Source organism: Halorhabdus tiamatea SARL4B, assembly GCF_000470655.1.
Classification (GTDB): Archaea; Halobacteriota; Halobacteria; order Halobacteriales; family Haloarculaceae; genus Halorhabdus; species Halorhabdus tiamatea.
Window position 1 is genome coordinate 2,632,480 of the sequence record NC_021921.1, and the last position, 17,582, is coordinate 2,650,061.

Annotated in this window: 23 protein-coding genes; 12 read left to right on the top strand and 11 right to left on the bottom strand. The window is 64.0% G+C overall.

Going from position 1 to position 17,582, the window contains the following annotated elements; translation table 11 throughout:
- The first annotated feature begins 19 nt into the window (after positions 1-19).
- Genes HTIA_RS12945 through HTIA_RS12975 form a run of 7 tightly spaced genes read left to right on the top strand, consistent with a single transcriptional unit; the run spans position 20 to position 4,154 of the window.
- Complete coding sequence (locus HTIA_RS12945) at positions 20-652, top strand: halocyanin domain-containing protein (RefSeq protein ID WP_008526771.1); 633 nt, start codon at positions 20-22, stop codon at positions 650-652.
- Positions 649-1,047 carry a DUF7318 family protein gene (locus tag HTIA_RS12950; protein WP_044951190.1) on the top strand — a complete coding sequence of 133 codons (399 nt, stop codon included), beginning with the start codon at positions 649-651 and terminating at the stop codon, positions 1,045-1,047. Before HTIA_RS12945 ends, HTIA_RS12950 begins: the two co-directional genes overlap by 4 nt.
- 2 nt (positions 1,048-1,049) lie before the next feature.
- Positions 1,050-1,919, top strand: coding sequence for a Rieske (2Fe-2S) protein (locus HTIA_RS12955; protein WP_008526769.1), 870 nt, complete (start codon positions 1,050-1,052; stop codon positions 1,917-1,919).
- A 4-nt stretch (positions 1,920-1,923) separates the two neighbouring features.
- Positions 1,924-2,727, top strand: coding sequence for a cytochrome b (locus tag HTIA_RS12960; RefSeq protein WP_008526767.1), 804 nt, complete (start codon positions 1,924-1,926; stop codon positions 2,725-2,727).
- 2 nt (positions 2,728-2,729) lie between these two features.
- Positions 2,730-3,530 carry a cytochrome b family protein gene (locus HTIA_RS12965; protein ID WP_008526764.1) on the top strand — a complete coding sequence of 267 codons (801 nt, stop codon included), beginning with the start codon at positions 2,730-2,732 and terminating at the stop codon, positions 3,528-3,530.
- A complete protein-coding gene (locus tag HTIA_RS17360) occupies positions 3,527-3,898 on the top strand; it encodes a DUF7315 family membrane protein (RefSeq protein WP_008526762.1) in 372 nt (123 codons plus the stop codon). Before HTIA_RS12965 ends, HTIA_RS17360 begins: the two co-directional genes overlap by 4 nt.
- The gene (locus tag HTIA_RS12975) at positions 3,891-4,154 is read left to right on the top strand and encodes a DUF7314 family protein (RefSeq protein ID WP_008526760.1); all 264 of its coding nucleotides are present in this window, start codon (positions 3,891-3,893) and stop codon (positions 4,152-4,154) included. The genes HTIA_RS17360 and HTIA_RS12975 overlap by 8 nt, the downstream gene beginning before the upstream one ends.
- Before the next feature lie 70 nt (positions 4,155-4,224).
- Here the strand turns inward: HTIA_RS12975 and HTIA_RS12980 are convergent, their stop codons facing one another.
- Both HTIA_RS12980 and HTIA_RS12985 read right to left on the bottom strand, forming a co-directional pair.
- Complete coding sequence (locus HTIA_RS12980) at positions 4,225-4,662, bottom strand: DUF7313 family protein (protein WP_008526758.1); 438 nt, start codon at positions 4,660-4,662, stop codon at positions 4,225-4,227.
- 118 nt (positions 4,663-4,780) lie between these two features.
- Positions 4,781-5,569 (bottom strand): NAD(+)/NADH kinase, encoded by a 789-nt coding sequence (locus HTIA_RS12985; protein ID WP_008526756.1) that lies wholly within the window; start codon positions 5,567-5,569, stop codon positions 4,781-4,783.
- Positions 5,570-5,786: 217 nt separating this feature from the next.
- Between HTIA_RS12985 and HTIA_RS12990 the strand changes: the two genes are divergently transcribed.
- The 4 genes from HTIA_RS12990 to coaBC all read left to right on the top strand — a co-directional run bounded on the left by HTIA_RS12990 (position 5,787) and on the right by coaBC (position 9,499).
- Entirely contained in the window at positions 5,787-6,416 is a 630-nt protein-coding gene (locus tag HTIA_RS12990; RefSeq protein ID WP_020936446.1) for a halocyanin domain-containing protein, read from the top strand.
- A gap of 115 nt (positions 6,417-6,531) precedes the next feature.
- Complete coding sequence (locus tag HTIA_RS12995) at positions 6,532-6,984, top strand: type IV pilin (RefSeq protein WP_008526751.1); 453 nt, start codon at positions 6,532-6,534, stop codon at positions 6,982-6,984.
- Positions 6,985-7,101: 117 nt separating this feature from the next.
- Positions 7,102-8,265 (top strand): tryptophan synthase subunit beta, encoded by a 1,164-nt coding sequence (gene trpB / locus HTIA_RS13000; protein WP_008526750.1) that lies wholly within the window; start codon positions 7,102-7,104, stop codon positions 8,263-8,265.
- A 73-nt stretch (positions 8,266-8,338) separates the two neighbouring features.
- The gene (gene coaBC / locus HTIA_RS13005; RefSeq protein WP_008526749.1) at positions 8,339-9,499 is read left to right on the top strand and encodes a bifunctional phosphopantothenoylcysteine decarboxylase/phosphopantothenate--cysteine ligase CoaBC; all 1,161 of its coding nucleotides are present in this window, start codon (positions 8,339-8,341) and stop codon (positions 9,497-9,499) included.
- Positions 9,500-9,546: 47 nt separating this feature from the next.
- On the opposite strand, the gene mnhG is transcribed toward coaBC, so the two are convergent.
- Genes mnhG through mbhE form a run of 7 tightly spaced genes read right to left on the bottom strand, consistent with a single transcriptional unit; the run spans position 9,547 to position 15,767 of the window.
- On the bottom strand, positions 9,547-9,906 hold the full coding sequence (gene mnhG, locus HTIA_RS13010; protein WP_008526748.1) for a monovalent cation/H(+) antiporter subunit G: 360 nt from the start codon (positions 9,904-9,906) through the stop codon (positions 9,547-9,549).
- Positions 9,903-10,193, bottom strand: a complete 291-nt coding sequence (locus tag HTIA_RS13015; RefSeq protein WP_008526746.1) for a monovalent cation/H+ antiporter complex subunit F — start codon at positions 10,191-10,193, stop codon at positions 9,903-9,905. Before HTIA_RS13015 ends, mnhG begins: the two co-directional genes overlap by 4 nt.
- Entirely contained in the window at positions 10,183-10,803 is a 621-nt protein-coding gene (locus tag HTIA_RS13020; RefSeq protein ID WP_008526745.1) for a Na+/H+ antiporter subunit E, read from the bottom strand. Before HTIA_RS13020 ends, HTIA_RS13015 begins: the two co-directional genes overlap by 11 nt.
- Positions 10,800-12,419, bottom strand: a complete 1,620-nt coding sequence (locus HTIA_RS13025) for a Na+/H+ antiporter subunit D (RefSeq protein ID WP_008526743.1) — start codon at positions 12,417-12,419, stop codon at positions 10,800-10,802. Before HTIA_RS13025 ends, HTIA_RS13020 begins: the two co-directional genes overlap by 4 nt.
- The gene (locus HTIA_RS13030; protein ID WP_008526742.1) at positions 12,419-12,799 is read right to left on the bottom strand and encodes a sodium:proton antiporter; all 381 of its coding nucleotides are present in this window, start codon (positions 12,797-12,799) and stop codon (positions 12,419-12,421) included. The genes HTIA_RS13025 and HTIA_RS13030 overlap by 1 nt, the downstream gene beginning before the upstream one ends.
- Positions 12,796-13,353 carry an MnhB domain-containing protein gene (locus HTIA_RS13035; RefSeq protein WP_008526741.1) on the bottom strand — a complete coding sequence of 186 codons (558 nt, stop codon included), beginning with the start codon at positions 13,351-13,353 and terminating at the stop codon, positions 12,796-12,798. Before HTIA_RS13035 ends, HTIA_RS13030 begins: the two co-directional genes overlap by 4 nt.
- Complete coding sequence (gene mbhE / locus HTIA_RS13040; protein WP_008526740.1) at positions 13,350-15,767, bottom strand: hydrogen gas-evolving membrane-bound hydrogenase subunit E; 2,418 nt, start codon at positions 15,765-15,767, stop codon at positions 13,350-13,352. Before mbhE ends, HTIA_RS13035 begins: the two co-directional genes overlap by 4 nt.
- 222 nt (positions 15,768-15,989) lie before the next feature.
- Here mbhE and hpt point away from each other — a divergent pair, with 222 nt between their 5' ends.
- A complete protein-coding gene (gene hpt / locus HTIA_RS13045) occupies positions 15,990-16,559 on the top strand; it encodes a hypoxanthine/guanine phosphoribosyltransferase (protein WP_008526739.1) in 570 nt (189 codons plus the stop codon).
- A 155-nt stretch (positions 16,560-16,714) separates the two neighbouring features.
- On the opposite strand, the gene HTIA_RS13050 is transcribed toward hpt, so the two are convergent.
- Both HTIA_RS13050 and HTIA_RS13055 read right to left on the bottom strand, forming a co-directional pair.
- Positions 16,715-17,125 carry a GNAT family N-acetyltransferase gene (locus tag HTIA_RS13050; protein WP_008526738.1) on the bottom strand — a complete coding sequence of 137 codons (411 nt, stop codon included), beginning with the start codon at positions 17,123-17,125 and terminating at the stop codon, positions 16,715-16,717.
- A 54-nt stretch (positions 17,126-17,179) separates the two neighbouring features.
- Complete coding sequence (locus HTIA_RS13055) at positions 17,180-17,566, bottom strand: FUN14 domain-containing protein (RefSeq protein WP_008526736.1); 387 nt, start codon at positions 17,564-17,566, stop codon at positions 17,180-17,182.
- Positions 17,567-17,582: the final 16 nt, after the last annotated feature.

Genomic DNA, 17,582 nt, shown 5'->3' on the forward strand with positions numbered 1-17,582 from the left:
AGCCCGAAGGCCGGTAGAGATGCACAGACGGGACTTTCTTAGAACAGCCGGGACAGCCGCCGGCGGGGCAGCGGCCGCGGGGGCAGTCGGCTCCGCTGGGGCCCAGGAGGGCGGCGGTGCCCAGCCTGACTACGGCGGGTGGTTTTCCGACGTGAGCAACTTCTCCTCGACGGTGGACCGCCGCGGTGAGGACGAAGTCACGATCGAGGTCGGCGTCGAGGCCAACGGCAACTACTGGGGCTTTGGCCCGGCGGCGGTCTGGGTCGACCCCGAGACGACCGTGATCTGGGAGTGGACGGGCCGGGGCAACGCCCACAACGTCGTCGCCGACGACGACTCGTTCTCCTCGGGGTCACCTACTGCCGAGGCCGGCACGACCTACGAGCAGACCTTCTCCGAGGCCGGCATTCAGAAGTACTACTGCAATCCACACCTCTCGGCCGGCATGAAGGGCGCTGTCGTCGTCGGCGAGGACGTCCCCACCGTGGCGGCCGACGCGGCAACGCCGGTCAACCCCGAGCACATGGGCGTTCCCTTCCAGCCCCACTACGTCGGAATCGCCACGTTGCTCGGGATCTCCTCGACGCTGGCGTTCACGTTCTACCTCCTGAAATACGGCGAGTCCGCACACACCAGCGGGGGGAACAACTGATGTCCTCCGGGAGCACCTACGGTGACATTCACCGGTACGAACCGCCACGCGAGAGTGCGGCCGCGGCCGTCGCGATCGTCTTGCTGACGCTCGTCGAAATCGCGCTGGTCGGCGTGTTCACCTTCGGCCTCATCAGCGGCTGGGGGATTGCAAGCAACGACGGCGGGTTCGGGAACATGTTTCTCGGAACTGTCCTCGCGACGATGTTCGTCAACCTGGCGTTCATCCTGCTGCTGTATCGCAAGGAGTTCCTCCCGGACGTGATGATCGTCAAGAAGCGACGTCGCAAGTGGGAGGACCTCTACGTCCGCCAGGAGGACGAAGACGGCGAGTCGCTGACCGACGGCGCAACTGAGAGTTTCAAACGCGCGATCTACCCCTACTACAAACGATAACCATGGCACACGAAGACAAATATCCGGACGAATCAGGCCGCCGGCGCTTCGTCAAGGGCGTCGTCGGGTCGGCCGTCCTCGGAAGTGTCGCGACCGGCGGCGCGACTGCGGTCGGGCTCGCAACCACGCCCTCCGGCGTCGGTGGCGGGATCACGCCGTATATCGGCATCGCAAACACCGACGGACCGGCTCCACGAGGGATGCCGATCATCCCGGTCGAAATCCAGGACGACGGCACGATCGCCGGCGTCTGGCCGGACACTGAAGAACGCACTGTCCAGGGCCAGACGGTCACCGTCGCCGAGATGGACATGGGCGGGACGACCTACAGTTCGACGTGGTTCCAGTACTGTGGCGTCCAGACGTACGCGGGCATCAGTCCCGACGCCGACCAGGACAACGTGTTTCGGTCTTCCTCTGGCACCTACGAGTGGCAGGACGACCTCGAGGACGGCCAGGCGCTCACCCTCGAAGACTTCGACGATTACGAGGAGTGGGGCAACGACATCGGCGATTCCGGCGTCGGCAAGCCGGCCTCGGCGGGCTGGCGTTCGGAGGGCGACAACGTCCAGACCATTCCCGTTCAGGTGCTTCGTAGCCCGGAAGTCTCGAAGATGATCGACGGCGAGGGCGAGTACAGCGAACTCTCGGGTGACGTCCGGTCGTTCCTCGACGCCGCGACCGACAACGACGTGATGGCCTGGCTCAACAAGTGTACGCACTTCTGTTGTGTGCCGGGGTTCAAGGCCTACGGCGGGAGCGAACGCTTCGGTGCGGAAAACGAAGTCTACTGTCAGTGCCACCAGTCGGTGTACGACCCGTTCCAGCCAGTCCAGCGACAGTTCACGGCGCTGCCGCGCCCGGAGGAATGACCTGATGAGTCTCGAACGTCCCGACGATCACGACCACGACGCCTGGATGGACAAGCGGGACTTCTCCCGGGTCGAACGCATGTACCTGACAGTACTCATCTGGTTCGACAAGCGTCTTCGGATCGTCGATTACCTCGAGATCCTGGAGGGGCTCTATTACAAGGTCAACATGCAGATGCCAAAGAGCCACACCGAGCAGTACGGGCTCGACAACAAGTTCTGGTACTGGTATCCCTTGTATGCGCTTGGCTCGTTCTCGACGCTCGCGTACATCGTCGCCGCGATCTCGGGAGCGCTGCTCGGCTTCTACTACACGCCGGGTGCGCTGAGTGCGTCCGGCGATCCGTCGATGGCCTACGAGTCGATCACGTTCATCATGACCGATCTGAACTTCGGGTTCATGCTCCGGAGTATCCACCGGTGGGCAGCCCAGGTCATGGTCGCCGCCGTCTTCCTGCACATGCTGCGGGTCTACTTCACTGGCGCGTACAAGGAGCCCCGCGAACTCAACTGGCTGCTCGGCATCGTCCTGATCAGCCTGACGCTGCTGTTTGGGTACTCCGGGTACCTGCTACCCTGGGACCAGCTCGCCTTCTGGGCCGGCCAGATCGGCGTCGAGATGTCGCTGTCGATCCCACTCATCGGTGAGTGGGCCGCCCAGTTGATCTTCGGCGGGTTCACGCCGAACCCGTCGACGCTCCAGCGGATGTACATCCTCCACGTGTTCTTCCTGCCGTTCGTGGTGACGTCGTTGATCGCCGTTCACATCGCTATCGTCTGGATGCAAGGCATCGCCGAACCGCACTAATCATGACTGAACACGATTCACCTGACGACGGAGTCAGCCAGCAACGGACTGCGGACGGTCCCGTCCGAGTCGACGGCGGCGAGACGGGGATCGTCCCCCCCGACGACGAGACGCCGACCTGGAGCGAGCGCAAGGAGCGTCGCCAGGGACTCGCCCGGACGACCTACGAATACTTCGAGCGCTCGCGCCGCGAGGACCAGGACCTTCGTGAAGAATCCGACTACGTCGAACGCGACGTACTCGGCTTTCCGACCTGGCCCCACGAGGTGGTCCGCAACCTCGCGCTGACGAGTTTCTTCGTCGGCATGTTGCTGTTCCTGGCGGCGGCACTCCCGCCACACATCGACGCACCGGCCAACTCCGGGGTCACGCCCCCGACGATCCTGCCGGACTGGTATCTCTACTGGTCGTTTGGCCTGCTGAAACTCGGGCCGCTGAACCCCGACCTGGCGCTGCTGGGCGGCCAGAAACTCATGGCCGATCGGACCTTCGGCGTCCTGGCGAACCTTGTCGTCGTCGGCGCGATCGCCGTCGTGCCGTTCATCAACAAGGGCAGCGCCCGCCGCCCGGTCGAACAGCCCTTTTGGGCGGCCGTCGGCGTCTTCGGCGTCATCCTCTCGGTGACGCTCGCGGCGCTGTCGATCAAGAACCTCCTGCCGCTGGACTCCCATCTCCTCTTTGACCTGACGTTCCTGTTGCCGTTCGTGGGGGCGACGATCACCTACGCGGCGCTGAAGTCGATGCGGGAGGGATACATGTTCGAACTCAACCGCCGGTACTACCGGCTTCGTCCACCCAAATGACAATGACGTACGCAACTAACTCCGCCGGCAGGGCGACCGAATCGACGGCTCCAGAATCGAGTGCCGAAAGTGATCACCTCGAGGGCGCGGGAACCGACGACGCGGGCCGCCGAGACGTCGTCGTCCCGTTGCGGGTGTACAAGGCCGTGACGGTGTTCTCGACGCTGTTTGCGGTCCTCGCGATCGTCATCGGGTTCGTCGTCCTCGACGCGGCGACCAACCGTGGGATGGCTCCCGTCTCCGCCATCGACCCGCTGCTCTCGTTGCTCGGCCTCGGTGCGATCCTCTTCGGCGCGGTCGTCTACGCGTTCTCGACGCGATTCCGGACTGCAGGCATGGCTGACGAAGGAGGTGAGACCGATGGCTGACGAGTTCATGAAAGGGTTCGGGATCCTGGTGACGGCCGGGCTCGGGTGGCTCGTCGTAGCCGGGTGGTACAAGACGCCATCCTTCCAGGGACCACAGCTGCTGGGAACGTACCCGGAGGACCCCGGTGTCTACACCCAGATCGCGATCGCCCTCGGCGAGGGGCTGTTCTACTTCGCCATTCTCGGCGCGCTCGCGTTCTGGGTCCTCATCCCCGTGATCAATCAGGCCCGCGAGGCCTACGCCGAACGGAAATGAGTCGCCTACAAAATCAGAGTGGGAGATGCTCTCGTGACTATCGGTTCGAGAAATGTAGCCGCGAATTCGTTCAGATGACAGCGTTCCAGGCCGGTGCGACGACGAAGAACAGCCCCTGGTAGCTGACGTAGCCGAGCACGAGTAGCGACGCCGTGATCGCCCCCTTCGGACGGTCGAGGGTGACCTCCCTGCGTGCCTCGGCCTTTCGGGCCTCGAACTCGAAGAAGTCAGTGAGAAAGAGCCCAAGTACGAGGATCGAGGTGACGAACCCGCCGTGGTGGTGCAGTGTCAAGTAATAAAACGACGCCAAAACGAGCAGAATGTTCGAGACGACGTGGGGCGTGTATCGTGACATCGCGTCGGCACCGCTACGGTTCACTTGCTCGACGTGGTGCTTGTGCGCCAGCAATCGCGTGACGATGTTCAGAACAGCGAGTCCCAGCAGGAGATACACGACGGTACTCCCCAGGAGTGCGTCCAGTGGCCCAAACAGCGAGACGGATGGCATGTCCGAGGCCACGGGAGGTGTTCATTAGAGTGTTTTCAAACCGGCACGCTTGGCGGCAAATGCAAGCGTCCGAACGTCCCGGGTGCCGTCTCCGATCGAGTACGTCGCCGCATTGTCGTCACTGCGTGTCTCGAATCTGTTCTGAGTTAGCGTTGAACGGCAGGTCGCTCTCCGGCAGCGAGATCACGGGCAGTGGCTCGCCACGAACGAGCGAGAGTCGGTCTGTCGGGTCGAGGTGCCCGTACGTCCGATCGTCGATCAGCAGCGACACCGGGGCTTCCTCGCGCTTGATCGACGCTGTCACAGCCGGGTCTCCCTCCGGAAGTGAGATTGTCCAGTGACCCTTCGTCGTCGAGAACATGCCGACCGGAACCACCGAGAGAGCCGCAGCCCCGGAGTCGAGAACTGCGCCGCCGACCCGTCGCGCGTAGCCACGACTGCCCGCCGGCGTCGCAATCACGACGCCGTCAGCCCGGAACGTGGCCACCTCCCCTCTGGGCGTCGAAAGCGTATACTCCGAGATGTGGGCCGGCTCGCTCGTCACGAGCATGACGTCAGCCAGCGCCGTCTCGACGGAGTCGCCGTCGACGTGGACGTCCAGTGTCGGGGTATCCCGACGGACGTACTCGCCATCGCGAACCCGTTCGACGGCCGATTGCAGGCTGTCTGCCGGGACGCTCCCGAGTCCGCTGTCTACGGCGACCGGGAGAACCGGCGTCGTACATCCGTGCCGGACGAGATCCAGGACGGCGTCCTCGCCGACGGCGATCACGGCTGTCGCCGCCTCGTCGATCTCTGCGGGCGAGCCGGGGACGACCTGGACACCTACCGATCTGACAAGTTCGACGACCACACCTGCGTCGTCGCCGACGACAGTGACTGGCCCCTCGTGGCGCTCCTCGCTCATCACCCGAACTCTCGCCGGTCGGGGGCAAAAACCCTCCGCACGAGGGGAATCTCTCGGCCGCTCCGTGGTCGCTGATTCGATCTGTATGCACGCGACCAGAGCGGTGTCCGAACTACCGGTCCCTCCGTCTCGGACCCACTGGGTGGACGGGCGAGCGCCAACCGGCGACTATTGTGGGGGCCAACATATATACTACCAGTGGGAGCAAACCGCCGCTATGACCGACGACAGCGTCGAACTCTCGCGCCGTGGACTCCTCCGTGCCGGCGGGGTAGCCGCCGGCGGGGCAGCGGCCGCAGGGGCAGTCGGCTCCGCCGCGGCACAGGAGGGCGGCAGCGGCCGGATCGATTACGGCGGGTGGTTCTCGGACGTGAGTAACTTCTCCTCGACGGTCGATCGGCGGGGTGAGGACGAGATCACTGTCGAGGTCGGCGTCGAAGCGAACGGCAACTACTGGGGCTTCGGCCCGCCGGCGGTCCGCGTCGATCCGGACACGACCGTGACCTGGGAGTGGACGGGGCGGGGCAACGCCCACAACGTCGTCGCCGACGACGACTCGTTTTCCTCGGGGTCGGCCGTCGCGGAGGCAGGATCGACCTACGAACGCACGTTCACCGAAGCGGGCATCCACAAGTACTACTGCAATCCGCACCTCTCGGCTGGGATGAAAGGCGCTGTCGTCGTCGGTGACGACGTCCCCACTGTCGAAGTCAGCGGCGACACGGGCCCGACCGTCCCCGAGAGCGCGAAGCTCGTGGGCGTGACCTCCGGATTTGCGATGACGGGCGTGCTCGGCCTGGCGTATTTCGTTATGAAATACGGCGGCGACTACGGCGACGTCGAGTGACGAGGGCGTTTTCACAGCCGATAACCCGTCGCGAACCTTTATACCGATTTGAACCCGATATACGCGTAAGCGCCGTCAATCGGGAGAATCCACAGGGGTTCGTTCGGTGACGGCGATGCAGATCAACGACCACAACATGAAACTCAAAACCTTCCTCTTCGACGACGAATCGGGCGTCTCACCAGTGATCGGCGTGATCCTGATGGTCGCCATCACGGTCATCCTGGCGGCCGTCATCGCGACGTTCGTCCTCGGCCTGGGCGAACAGATCAGCGATACTGCGCCGAGTGCGACGTTCACATATGACTTCGACGATAGTGTGAATCCTAACACACTCACAGTCACTCACAATGGTGGTCAAAGTCTTTCCAGTTCTAATCTTAAAGTGAACGTAAATGGCACACAGATCACAAACGCAGGCGGTGATTATGGATATGATACCAATTGGCCTTCAGACGTATCCGCTGGGGGTTCTGCCGTTCTTCAGGGCATCCAACAAGACGATGATGTCGAAATAATCTGGAGTTCGCCCGATGGCGACCAGAGCGCCATTCTGAGCGAGTGGTAAACACCGACTGACGCCCAGTCGATTTTCTTGATTTTCAGGTCAACTAGCGACAGTTCTCTGTCTCCAATCGCCACCGATTCCGGTACTCATATTATCGTCACCACGAACCACACACCAATGTCGAACGACTCCGACGATCCGGGGGCATTCGGCGACTACGGCGGTCGCCACGTGCCCGACCCGCTGAAAGAACCGCTCGCGCAACTCGCCGCCGCCTTCGAGGACGTCGCGCTCAGCGACGAGTTCCAGGCGGAGTTCCGCACGCTGCTGGAACACTACGCCGGCCGACCGACGCCGCTGTATCACGCCGAACGCCTCTCGGAGGCCTACGGTGCGGAGATCTACCTCAAACGCGAGGACCTGCTCCACGGCGGCGCACACAAGCTGAACAATACGCTCGGGCAGGCGCTGCTGGCGAAGAAGGCCGGCAAGGAGCGCCTGATCGCCGAGACCGGCGCTGGCCAGCACGGCACCGCGACGGCGATGGTCGGCGCAATGTTAGATCTCGACACCGAGATCTACATGGGCGAGAAGGACGTCGCCCGCCAGCGGATGAACGTCTTCCGCATGCGACTGATGGGTGCGGAGGTCAAAGAGGTCTCCCGCGGCGGGAAAGGGCTCGCCGACGCCGTCGACGCGGCGCTGGAGGACTTCGCGAAGAACGTTGAGGATACGCACTATCTCGTGGGTTCGGTCGTCGGCCCCGACCCGTTCCCGCGGATGGTCCGGGAATTCCAGTCCGTGATCGGCGACGAGGCTCGCGAGCAGATTCGCGACCGGATCGGCGGGCTGCCGGACGCCGCCGTGGCCTGTGTCGGCGGCGGCTCGAACGCGATCGGGCTGTTCGACGCGTTCCGTGACGACGACGTGGCCTTCTACGGCGCGGAAGGCGGCGGCGAGGGGGCGGACTCGAATCGCCACGCTGCGCCGCTGGCGGACGGCGAGGACGATGTCCTCCACGGCATGAAGACCCGCGTCATCGACGAGGAGACGGAGGTTCACTCCGTCTCCGCCGGACTGGATTACCCGGGCGTCGGCCCCGAGCACGCGATGTTCCGGGCCGTCGGCCGGTGTGACTACCGGGGCATCACTGACGAGCAAGCCCTGGAGGCCTTCCGGGAGTTGAGCATGCTCGAAGGGATCATCCCTGCCCTGGAGACGAGCCACGGACTCGCCCTGGCCAAACAGATCGCCGACGAACACGACACGATCCTGGTCAACCTGAGCGGGCGCGGCGACAAGGACATGGAGACGGCTGCTGAACACTTCGATCTCGGGTAGTGTCTCGCGCGTCGATGTCGTTTCCGCGTTCGGGTGTAATGATTTTTCCACCCCCGTCACGAATTATTCGGACATGCTCGAAGACACGAACGTCGTCCTCGGCGTGACGGGCTCTATTGCGGCGGTCAAGACCGTTGAGTTGGCCCACGAACTCCGTCGGCGCGGAGCGACGGTCCGGGCAGTTATGACCGATTCGGCGACGAACATCGTCCATCCCTGGGCGGTCGAACTGGCGACAGACGGCGAGGTCGTCACCGAGATCGGCGGCGGCGTCGAACACGTCACCTTCTTCGGCGAGGATCCGTGGGGCGACGTGCTGTTGATCGCGCCCTCGACCGCCAATACGGTCGGGAAGGTCGCCGCCGCGATCGACGACACGCCGGTCACGACCTGCGCGACGACGGCTTTGGGGGCAGGTATCCCCGTCGTGATCGCGCCGGCGATGCACGAGCCGATGTACGATCATCCGGGCGTCCTCGAGGCGATCGAGCGCCTCGAATCGTGGGGGGTGGCCTTCGCCGACCCGCGAATCGAGGAGTCGAAGGCCAAGATCGCCAGCGAGGAGGCGATCGTCCTGGAGACGGCGCGGGCGGCCGGGGATCGCCCGCTCGAAGGAAAAGAAATCGTCGTCACTAGCGGCGCGACCACGGAGTCGATCGACGCGATCCGGACGCTGTCGAACCGCGCCTCGGGGACGACTGGCCGGGCCATCGCGAAGGCCTGCTACGTTCAGGGTGCGGACGTGACGCTGTTGCACGACGGCCCGAACGTACCCTATGCAACGGTCGAACCGGTCGAGAGCGCGTCGAAGATGGTCGCTGCTGCCGAAGAGCGCGCAACCGACGCCGACGCGCTCGTCTCGGCGGCCGCGATCGGCGATTACACCGTCGAGAAACGCGAGGGAAAGATCCGGTCCGGCCAGGACGACCTGTCTCTGGAGCTGACGCCGACGCCGAAACTCCTCGATCGCGTCCGCGAGCGCGCGCCGGACCTGCCGATGGTGGGGTTCAAGCTGGAAGCCGACGCCAACGACGAAGAACTGACGTCGGCCGCGCGCGATCTGCTGTCACGAGTCGATCTGTCGCTGGTCGTCGCCAACGACGCCGGGGCTGCCGGGAGTGCGGAGACGCGAGCGCTGCTGGTCGGCTCGGAGACGACTGAAGAGTTCCGGGGATCGAAAGCGTCACTCGGGACGCGGATCGCCGAGGAACTCGTGTCGGTGCTTCGGGAGTAATCTGAGAGGCGACGTCAGTCGTCGTTCTGGTTGTCGAAATTCGAAAATCAGTCGGCCTCTCCATGGTCGTCGACGTCATCGGGAGTCGGCCAGGAGACGCCTTCGACGAAGGGCACGCCGATCTTCTGGGCCGACCGGGAGATCATGTGTGCGCCGGTCGGGGCCGTCAGAAACAGGAAGACGATCCCGACCAGCGACGTCAACCCGGCCCCGCGTGGCCCGAAGTAGACGAACCCGGCGAGGAACAGCGAGGCCGCGCCGAGCGTCGTCGCCTTGCTGGTCGCGTGCAGGCGGTTGTACACGTTCGGGAGCCGGAGCAGTCCGATCGTTCCCACCAGGAGGAAGAACGTCCCGGTGACGACCAGTACACCGACGACGACGGCCTGGAGTGTGTGGAGTGGCGTCATTGGATGATGTCCCCCTCAGTGACGAACCGTGCGACGGTGATCGTACTGATGAACCCGATGATCGCGAGGACGAGCCCAACGGTGACGAACAGCCCCGTGTCTGTCGTGAGTGCGAACAGGATTGCGATGGCGACGACGTTCGTGCCGATGGTGTCCAGTGCGACGACGCGGTCGGGCACTGTCGGGCCCTGGATGACGCGATAGGCTGCAAGCAGCGTCACAGCGCTCGCGATGATCAGTGCCGCATCGAGCAGCGTGGTGAGTACAGCCGGGAGTTCACTTGCCATCGGGTTCACCTCCGTTCGTGTCCGCGTCGAGATCCGTGTCCGCGCTTGCGTCCGTGTCGGTCTCGTTACCCGCGTCCGGATCGGGAACCGGATCCGTGGGTGATCGTTCCTCGTCGAAGATCCGGAGCGCGTATCCTTCCCACTGGCGGATCGGTGCGACAACCAGCTCCCGATCCCGGCCGGCGATCGCGTGGACGTACAGCGAGTTTCGATCCGGATTGTAGTCCATCGTGAGCGTCCCCGGAGTCAGCGAGATGCTGTTTGCGATCGTGGTGATCGCGGCGTCGGACTCGACGCGAAGCGGGATCTCGATCACGTCGGGTTCGATCGGCATCGACGGGGCCAGTACCCGGTAGGCGACGTCGACGTTGGCCGTAATGAGTTCTGTCAGGAACAGCACGAGATAGATCACCGTCGCCGGGATCGACCGGAGTAACCCCCCGATTGCGATGTCACTCGCGTAGAACCGCCGGAACAGGTACGCGATCGGCATCCCGATGGCGAGGCCGGACAGCGCGGCTCCGGCGAGTGGCATGGGAGCCAGTTCGACGCCGTTGACGAACAGCCAGAGGGCTGCCAGTGCCACACCGATGACGGGCCAGCGTCTCATTCTATCACCTCCGGGGCGACGGCCTCGACGTAGCCTGTGTGGTCCGCGGCGGCGTGGGCCGCCGTCTCGGCCAGTCGATAGACCGGGTCGAAGCCGACGCCGAGCACGACGACCAGTAGCGAGAACCCGGCGACAATGGCGACGAGGACGGTCGGGCGATAGGCGTGGGTGACGGGCTCGGACTGTGGACCCCAGAACACGCGGCTCCAGGCCCGGGACATGTAGACGATCGTCAGCACGGCACCGACCAGGGCCGCCCCCAGTGCCAGTTCGGCCAGTGGGACGCCGGCGGTGAGAGCTTCCCCGGCCGACTCGAAGACCAGTAGCTTCCCGAAGAAGCCAGTCAGTGGCGGGATACCGATCAGCGCGATCGCGCCGAGGAAGAACGTCCCGCCGAGGATCGGCCGTCTGGAGGCGAGGCCACCAACTGCGCTGAACCGCGTCGAGCCGACGCTCTCCTGGATCACGCCACTGACCAGGAACAGCAGCGACTTCGCGATCGCGTGGTTCAGCGAGTAGACGAGGACGGCGATCAGCGAGACGATCCTGATTGACCCTTCCGTCCCAGCGGCAAGCGCGATGGCGAGGACGATGAACCCGACCTGCCCGATGCTCGAGTACGCGAGGACGCCGTCGAGGTCGTTGCGTGAGACGGCTCCCAGGCCACCGACAAAGATGCTGCCGACTGCCATGACGAACAGGACAGGGCCGAAGAAGTCGCTGAAGGCAGATCCCGACAGCCCGAGTTCGAGGCCGTCAGCCAGAGTCGCCCCACCGAGGACAGTGAACACCAGCCGGACGATCGCGTAGACGCCGACCTTCTTCGTGACGCCGGCGAGCATGGCCGAGATCGGGGCCGGCGCGGCCCGATAGGCGGCCGGCACCCAGAACTGGAACGGGACGATGCCGGCCTTGAGTGCGAAGACGGCCAGCAAGATTCCACTCAACCCGAGCACCGGCGCGGGGTCGATGCCGTACTGGCTCGCGTGAGTGAGGCGGCGGGACATGTCAGCCATGTTGAGCGTCCCGGTCGTCGCGTAGAGGCCACCGATCGACACCAGCATGAGCGCACTCCCGAGCAGGTTGAGGACCGTGTACTGCAACGCCGCGCGTGTGTGTTCGCTCCGTCCGTAGAAGACGACGAGGACGTAACTCGGCATGAGCATGACCTCGAACCACACGAAGAGGTTGAAGATGTCGCCAGTCAGGAACGCCCCGGTGACGCCCGTCAGCATGAAGTGAAACAGCGAATGATACGCGACGCGCTGGCCGTAGTCGCTGATGTATCGTGCCGAGAACGCCAGTGCCGCGGCCGAGACGATCGCTGCCAGGACGAGCATGAACGCCGAGAGTGCATCGGCCACCAGCGAGATACCGAACGGTGCCGGCCAGTTCGACAGCTGATAGGTCAGCGTCGCCGTCTCCTGGCTTGCCCCCGTGAGGATGTCGATCGAGAAGACTCGACTCGCGAGTGCGCCGACCGCGAGAACGTACCCGGCGATGCCGAGCAGGCTGATCGCCCGCTGGAGTCGGCCGTACCGTCTCGTCAGCAGCGTCAGGATCGCTGTCACCAGCGTGATCACGAGCGGTGCCACGACGACGTGTGCAGGCGTCATTACTCACTCACCTCCGAGAGATCGATCGTCCCGTGTTCCTCGTAGACTCTGAGTGTCAACACGAGCGCGAAGGCGGTCGTCCCGAACCCGATGACGATCGCCGTCAGCACCAGCGCCTGAACGAGCGGGTCGGTCGGCGTTCCGTGACCGCCTCCGTGGCTGACGATCGGGACGCTGCCACGGAGGCCGCCCATCGTCACGAGGTAGACGTTCGCCGCCTGGCTGATGATCGAGACGCCCCAGACGACCCGGACCAAGTCCCGGCGGAGGATCAGGAACGTCCCCAGCGCGAACAGCAGCCCCAGCGCCACAGCCAGGATGACCTGTGGCTCGCCTGTATTCGTCGCCCCGCCGGTCGTCGAAAGCAGTGTCTCGATCATTCGTTACCCACCACCGCGAGGATCGTGAGGAGGCCACCGACGACCACGACGTACACGCCGAGATCGAAGACGAGTGCGCTCGCGATCTCGACCTCGCCGTAGATCGGGAGGTGTTCGAGGAAGACGACGGCCTGGGAGAGGAACGGATACCCGAAGACCAGCGCAGCCAGCCCGCCGCCGGCCGCGATCGCCAGGCCGATCCCGAAGACCTCGCCGAACTCCTTGGTGATCGACGCAGGGCTCTCGGCTCCCGTGTTGTCGACGTCGAGCGGGAACGACCGCGGCAGTACGGACCCGGACAACAGGTTTTCTTCGACGTAGTGCAGTCCGTAGATGATGTAGACGAGTGCGATCCCTGAAGTCGTCAACACGCCCGCGATGAAGCCACCGCCGGGCTGGTTGTGGCCCTGCAGCAGGAGTGCGATCGCCACCAACAGGATGATCGGGACGACGATGCGGACGACCGTCCGGGCGATGACCGTCGTATCCCCGTCGGTCACCTGCGGCGTGGCCGTCGTCTCGCCGTCACCCGCCGTGGGCGATTCCCCGCTCATTGGGCTTCACCCCGCTGACGCATCGCGATCATGGTGATGATCGAGAGCGCGGCCATCGCGATCACGGAGATCTCCCCCATCGTGTCGAAGGCACGGAAGTCGACGAGGATGACGTTCACGATGTTGCTCCCGCCACCCCAGTCGAGTAGCGTCTGGCCGTGTTCTGCCGGGATGCCACCACGTTCGAGGAAATATTCGTAGATCGGTTGGCCCGGCGTTGCGGCCGTCGAGACGAGCACCGTCAGGAAGACAGTCACGCCGACGACTCCCGAGATGAGACTGTCCGTGAGGATCTGTCGGCGCTTCAGATCGCCGTAGAACTCCGGCAGCTTGTTCAACACGAGCAGGAACAACACGAGCACGAGCGTCTCGATGACCAGTTGGGTCAACGCCAGGTCCGGCGCGTTCGCCAGGATGTAGAAGATGGCGACCATGAACCCGAGGATCGACAGCGTCAGCACGCCGGCGACGTGGGAGGGCGCACTCGTCACGGCCAGGGCCGCCACCACGGCGACCCCCAGCACGATGATGATCGGGACAGCCAGCGTGATCGAGGAGAGTGCCGGCAGGACGACCCCGGCAGCGACGTACCCACCGATCGTCAGTGCGGCGACGCCGACCAGCAGCCAGATCGCGTACGTTCGAATTCGACCGGTATGCAGGCGGCCGGCGACGACTCTCGTCCGGTCGAACCAGTCCATGATCCCGTCGTAGTACCAGTTCGGCGACAGCGGCTCGATCGACGCCAGCCGATCGACGACGGCCGCGAGGCGATCGTAGTAGGGATAGGCGACCGCGCCGACCCCGATCGTGATCGCGCTCATCCCCGCCGCCGGCGTGACTGACGTGGGGAGATGGTACCCGAAGTGCGGTTCGGAAGCCCCCGCCCCCTCGAGGATTCGGTTGATGAACGCCTCGAATCCACCGAGCGGGCCGAACTGAACGCCGGTCGTCGAAACGATACCGCCGAGGCCGATCAGGCCCGCCAGCGTGGCGAGGATAACCGGCGGCGCGAGCATCGGCAGGGGCGGCGAGTGGACGTTTTCGAGTGCGTCCGGTCGGTCGCCGAAGAACAGCGAGAGGAACTTGATCGAATAGAGGAACGTAAAGACACTCCCGAAGACCGCGACGGCCGGGAGGATCCACCACAGCCCACCGGCGTGCTCGGCGGCGTGGAAGGTCGCTTCGAAGAGCAGCTCTTTCGAGTAGAAACCGTTGAACGGCGGGATCCCGGCCATCCCCAGGGCAGCCACGACGGCAACGGCGGCGGTGATCGGCAGATCGCGCCAGAGCCCGCCGAGATCCGAGAGTAGACGACTGCCGGCCTCGTGAGCGACGATCCCTGCGACGAGGAACAGTGCCGCCTTGAACAGCGCGTGATTCAGGATGTGGAACGCCCCGGTCTCCGCGCCGTAGATCGACTGCAAGCCGAACCCGGCGACGATGAGTCCGAGGTGGGAAGCCGTCGAATACGCGAGCAGTTCCTTGATGTCGTCGGCCTTGATCGCGAGCATCGCCCCGACGGTCATCGTCAGGAGACCGAGACCGGCAAACAGGAGCTCCCACTCGGCCGAACCCAGCAGCGGCCGGAACCGGCCGACGAGGTACACGCCGGCTTTGACCATCGTCGCCGAGTGGAGAAACGCCGAGACCGGCGTCGGGGCCTCCATGGCGTTGGGCAGCCAGATGTGAAGCGGCACCTGTGCGGACTTGGCCGCCGCACCGACCGCGAGCAGCCCCAGCACGGGCACGAATAGCCCCGCCGACCGAAGCCCCTCACGCATCGCCTCGGCGTTCGCGATCATCGACTCCTCGCCGCCGACCAGCCGGAACGAGGCCGTGCCCATGACGTCGGCCGAAACTGTCTGCAAGAGGAGGAACGCGATCAGCAGGAACAGCCCGCCGGCGACGGTGATGATCATCGCCTTCCGGGCGGCGTATTGGGAGTCCGGATCGTCCTGGTAGTGACCGATGAGGACGAACGACGAGACGCTCGTGAGTTCCCAGAAGACGAACAGCGCGAGCAGGTCGGCGGCGAAGGCGACCCCGAGCATCGCGCCCATGAACACGAGCAGCGTGGTGTAGAACTTCGCTTTCCCCGGTTCGTCGTGCATATACCCGCCCGAATAGGTGAAAATCAGGATACCGATCCCGCTGACGACGAACCCGAGCAACAGTGAGAGTCCGTCGACGTACAGGGCGAGCGAGACATCCAGCGATGGGATCCACGGTATCGAGACGACCCCCTCGGTTCCGTACTGGGTGCCGATGAGGCCGAAGGCGACCGCCGCGACCGCCGCGCCGAAGTAGGCGACGCGATCGCCGATCAGGCGATAGACCAGCGGCGCGACCGCAGCAGCCAGAAACGGCACCAAAAGCACGACGAGGAGGACGCTCTGACTCGGTGATTGCACACCTCAAATTACCCGGGAGGGGCGACTTAATCCTTCTCAAATCCCCCGATTTTGTCATTCGATGCGATGACCATCACGAAGGGCGTCAGTGCCGGTCACGTCCGCAACACTCGGTTTCGGATCTGCTCGATTCGGACGGTCAGCACCGTTCGATAATCGGCTGAGAGGCCATCGGCTGGTCGATTACGTGCAGCTTTTAATTACGGGGGCAGTACCGCCGGCATGGATCGGCTCAAACAGTCGTTGCTCGACGCTCCAGTTATCGAGAAAGAGGAGTACCAGTACTTCGTCCATCCGATCAGCGACGGCGTCCCGATGCTCCGTCCCGAACTTCTCCGGGAGATCGTGATTCGGATTATCCGGAAGGCTGAACTCGAAGACGTCGACAAAATCGTTACCCCCGCGGCGATGGGGATTCACATCTCGACTGCCGTCTCGCTGATGACCGATATCCCACTGGTAGTCGTTCGCAAGCGTCAGTACGGACTCGAAGGCGAAGTCTCCCTCCAGCAGGTCACCGGCTACTCCGAGAGCGAGATGTACGTCAACGACGTCTACGAGGGGGACAAGGTGCTCGTTCTCGACGACGTACTCTCGACTGGCGGGACGCTCGCTGGGATCACGGGTGCCCTCGAAGAGATCGGCGCGGAGATCGTCGACATCGTCGCAGTCATCAAGAAGGTCGGCGGTGAGAACAAGATCGACGACTCCGACTTCGACGTCAAGACGCTGATCAACGTCGACGTCGAGGACATGGAAGTCGTCATCGTCGACGAACAGGGCGACGGCTAGGACCACCACCTTTTTCATCGTCAGGTCGCCTTCGGCGACCTCTCCTTGAAAAAGCTGGACCAAAAATATCTCGGCGCTCACTTCGTTCACGCCGAGTGAAACGGCTCGCTTCGCTCGCCGTACCGCTGTGTCATTGACCGCTCACCGCTGCTCGATCACAGATCCGTCTCGATCACGTAGCCCCACTTTTCGAAGTCCTGGCTCTCGTAGTACTCGTGGACTGCTCGGTTGTCCAGCGGTGACGCCAGCGCGACACTCTCACAGTCCTGCTTGACGGCCCACGACTCGACGTGTTCGAGCAGCGCTCTCCCGATGCCCTCCCCGCGTCGTGGCTCGTCGACGACGAAATCGTACAGCCAGGCGTGGCGCTGATGATGGAGGAAGTCGTCGATCCGGACGCCGGCCACGCCCAGGAGCGTGCTGTCCTCGGACGCGCCAAACAGGTGGTAATCGTCTTCAGCCGTCCACGTCCGGATTTCCCCGCGCTTGCGATCCGTCCAGAGTTGCTTGAGGATGGGGATCGCTTCTTCGCGGTCCGATTCGTCGATCAGTTCCAGGATTTCCATCGACCACAGACCGTCTGCGAAGGAAAATAAAACCGACGGTCACGCCACCTTCGACTATCCCTTCTTGAAGCCGACCAGGAAACCACCGGTGAACCCAGCACCGACCGGAATCGTCGAGAGAACACTCATTACCCACGACGGGGGCTGGGCGGCTGCAGCGCCACCGGCTGTCGAGTTGTTGGCCACCCCGGTCGCGTTGGTCGCGATACCGGTCGCGTTGTCCGCAGCACCCGAGATCGCGTCCCAGTTGACTTCCAGGATGCCTCTCGTCTCTAAGAACTTGAACAGCGCAAGTTCCAGTCCGATAATGATCGCGATGAGTTTCGCGACTTTCTTGGCTGCGAACCCGATGACGCCACCGATAACTGCACCACCACCTACCTCGAGCCCGAGCTGTTGTGGATTGTCCAGCCCGAGTTGTAGCGGATTGAACTCTACCATACGCGATGGGTCACAG

Excerpts from the sequence above, each read along its gene's own strand:
- HTIA_RS12945 (WP_008526771.1), top strand. The coding sequence starts at position 20 with ATGCACAGACGGGACTTTCTTAGAACAGCCGGGACAGCCGCCGGCGGG.
- HTIA_RS12955 (WP_008526769.1), top strand. The coding sequence starts at position 1,050 with ATGGCACACGAAGACAAATATCCGGACGAATCAGGCCGCCGGCGCTTC.
- HTIA_RS12960 (WP_008526767.1), top strand. The coding sequence starts at position 1,924 with ATGAGTCTCGAACGTCCCGACGATCACGACCACGACGCCTGGATGGAC.
- HTIA_RS12965 (WP_008526764.1), top strand. The coding sequence starts at position 2,730 with ATGACTGAACACGATTCACCTGACGACGGAGTCAGCCAGCAACGGACT.
- HTIA_RS17360 (WP_008526762.1), top strand. The coding sequence starts at position 3,527 with ATGACAATGACGTACGCAACTAACTCCGCCGGCAGGGCGACCGAATCG.
- HTIA_RS12975 (WP_008526760.1), top strand. The coding sequence starts at position 3,891 with ATGGCTGACGAGTTCATGAAAGGGTTCGGGATCCTGGTGACGGCCGGG.
- HTIA_RS12980 (WP_008526758.1), bottom strand. The coding sequence starts at position 4,662 with ATGCCATCCGTCTCGCTGTTTGGGCCACTGGACGCACTCCTGGGGAGT.
- HTIA_RS12985 (WP_008526756.1), bottom strand. The coding sequence starts at position 5,569 with ATGAGCGAGGAGCGCCACGAGGGGCCAGTCACTGTCGTCGGCGACGAC.
- HTIA_RS12990 (WP_020936446.1), top strand. The coding sequence starts at position 5,787 with ATGACCGACGACAGCGTCGAACTCTCGCGCCGTGGACTCCTCCGTGCC.
- HTIA_RS12995 (WP_008526751.1), top strand. The coding sequence starts at position 6,532 with ATGCAGATCAACGACCACAACATGAAACTCAAAACCTTCCTCTTCGAC.
- trpB (WP_008526750.1), top strand. The coding sequence starts at position 7,102 with ATGTCGAACGACTCCGACGATCCGGGGGCATTCGGCGACTACGGCGGT.
- coaBC (WP_008526749.1), top strand. The coding sequence starts at position 8,339 with ATGCTCGAAGACACGAACGTCGTCCTCGGCGTGACGGGCTCTATTGCG.
- mnhG (WP_008526748.1), bottom strand. The coding sequence starts at position 9,906 with ATGACGCCACTCCACACACTCCAGGCCGTCGTCGTCGGTGTACTGGTC.
- HTIA_RS13015 (WP_008526746.1), bottom strand. The coding sequence starts at position 10,193 with ATGGCAAGTGAACTCCCGGCTGTACTCACCACGCTGCTCGATGCGGCA.
- HTIA_RS13020 (WP_008526745.1), bottom strand. The coding sequence starts at position 10,803 with ATGAGACGCTGGCCCGTCATCGGTGTGGCACTGGCAGCCCTCTGGCTG.
- HTIA_RS13025 (WP_008526743.1), bottom strand. The coding sequence starts at position 12,419 with ATGACGCCTGCACACGTCGTCGTGGCACCGCTCGTGATCACGCTGGTG.
- HTIA_RS13030 (WP_008526742.1), bottom strand. The coding sequence starts at position 12,799 with ATGATCGAGACACTGCTTTCGACGACCGGCGGGGCGACGAATACAGGC.
- HTIA_RS13035 (WP_008526741.1), bottom strand. The coding sequence starts at position 13,353 with ATGAGCGGGGAATCGCCCACGGCGGGTGACGGCGAGACGACGGCCACG.
- hpt (WP_008526739.1), top strand. The coding sequence starts at position 15,990 with ATGGATCGGCTCAAACAGTCGTTGCTCGACGCTCCAGTTATCGAGAAA.
- HTIA_RS13050 (WP_008526738.1), bottom strand. The coding sequence starts at position 17,125 with ATGGAAATCCTGGAACTGATCGACGAATCGGACCGCGAAGAAGCGATC.
- HTIA_RS13055 (WP_008526736.1), bottom strand. The coding sequence starts at position 17,566 with ATGGTAGAGTTCAATCCGCTACAACTCGGGCTGGACAATCCACAACAG.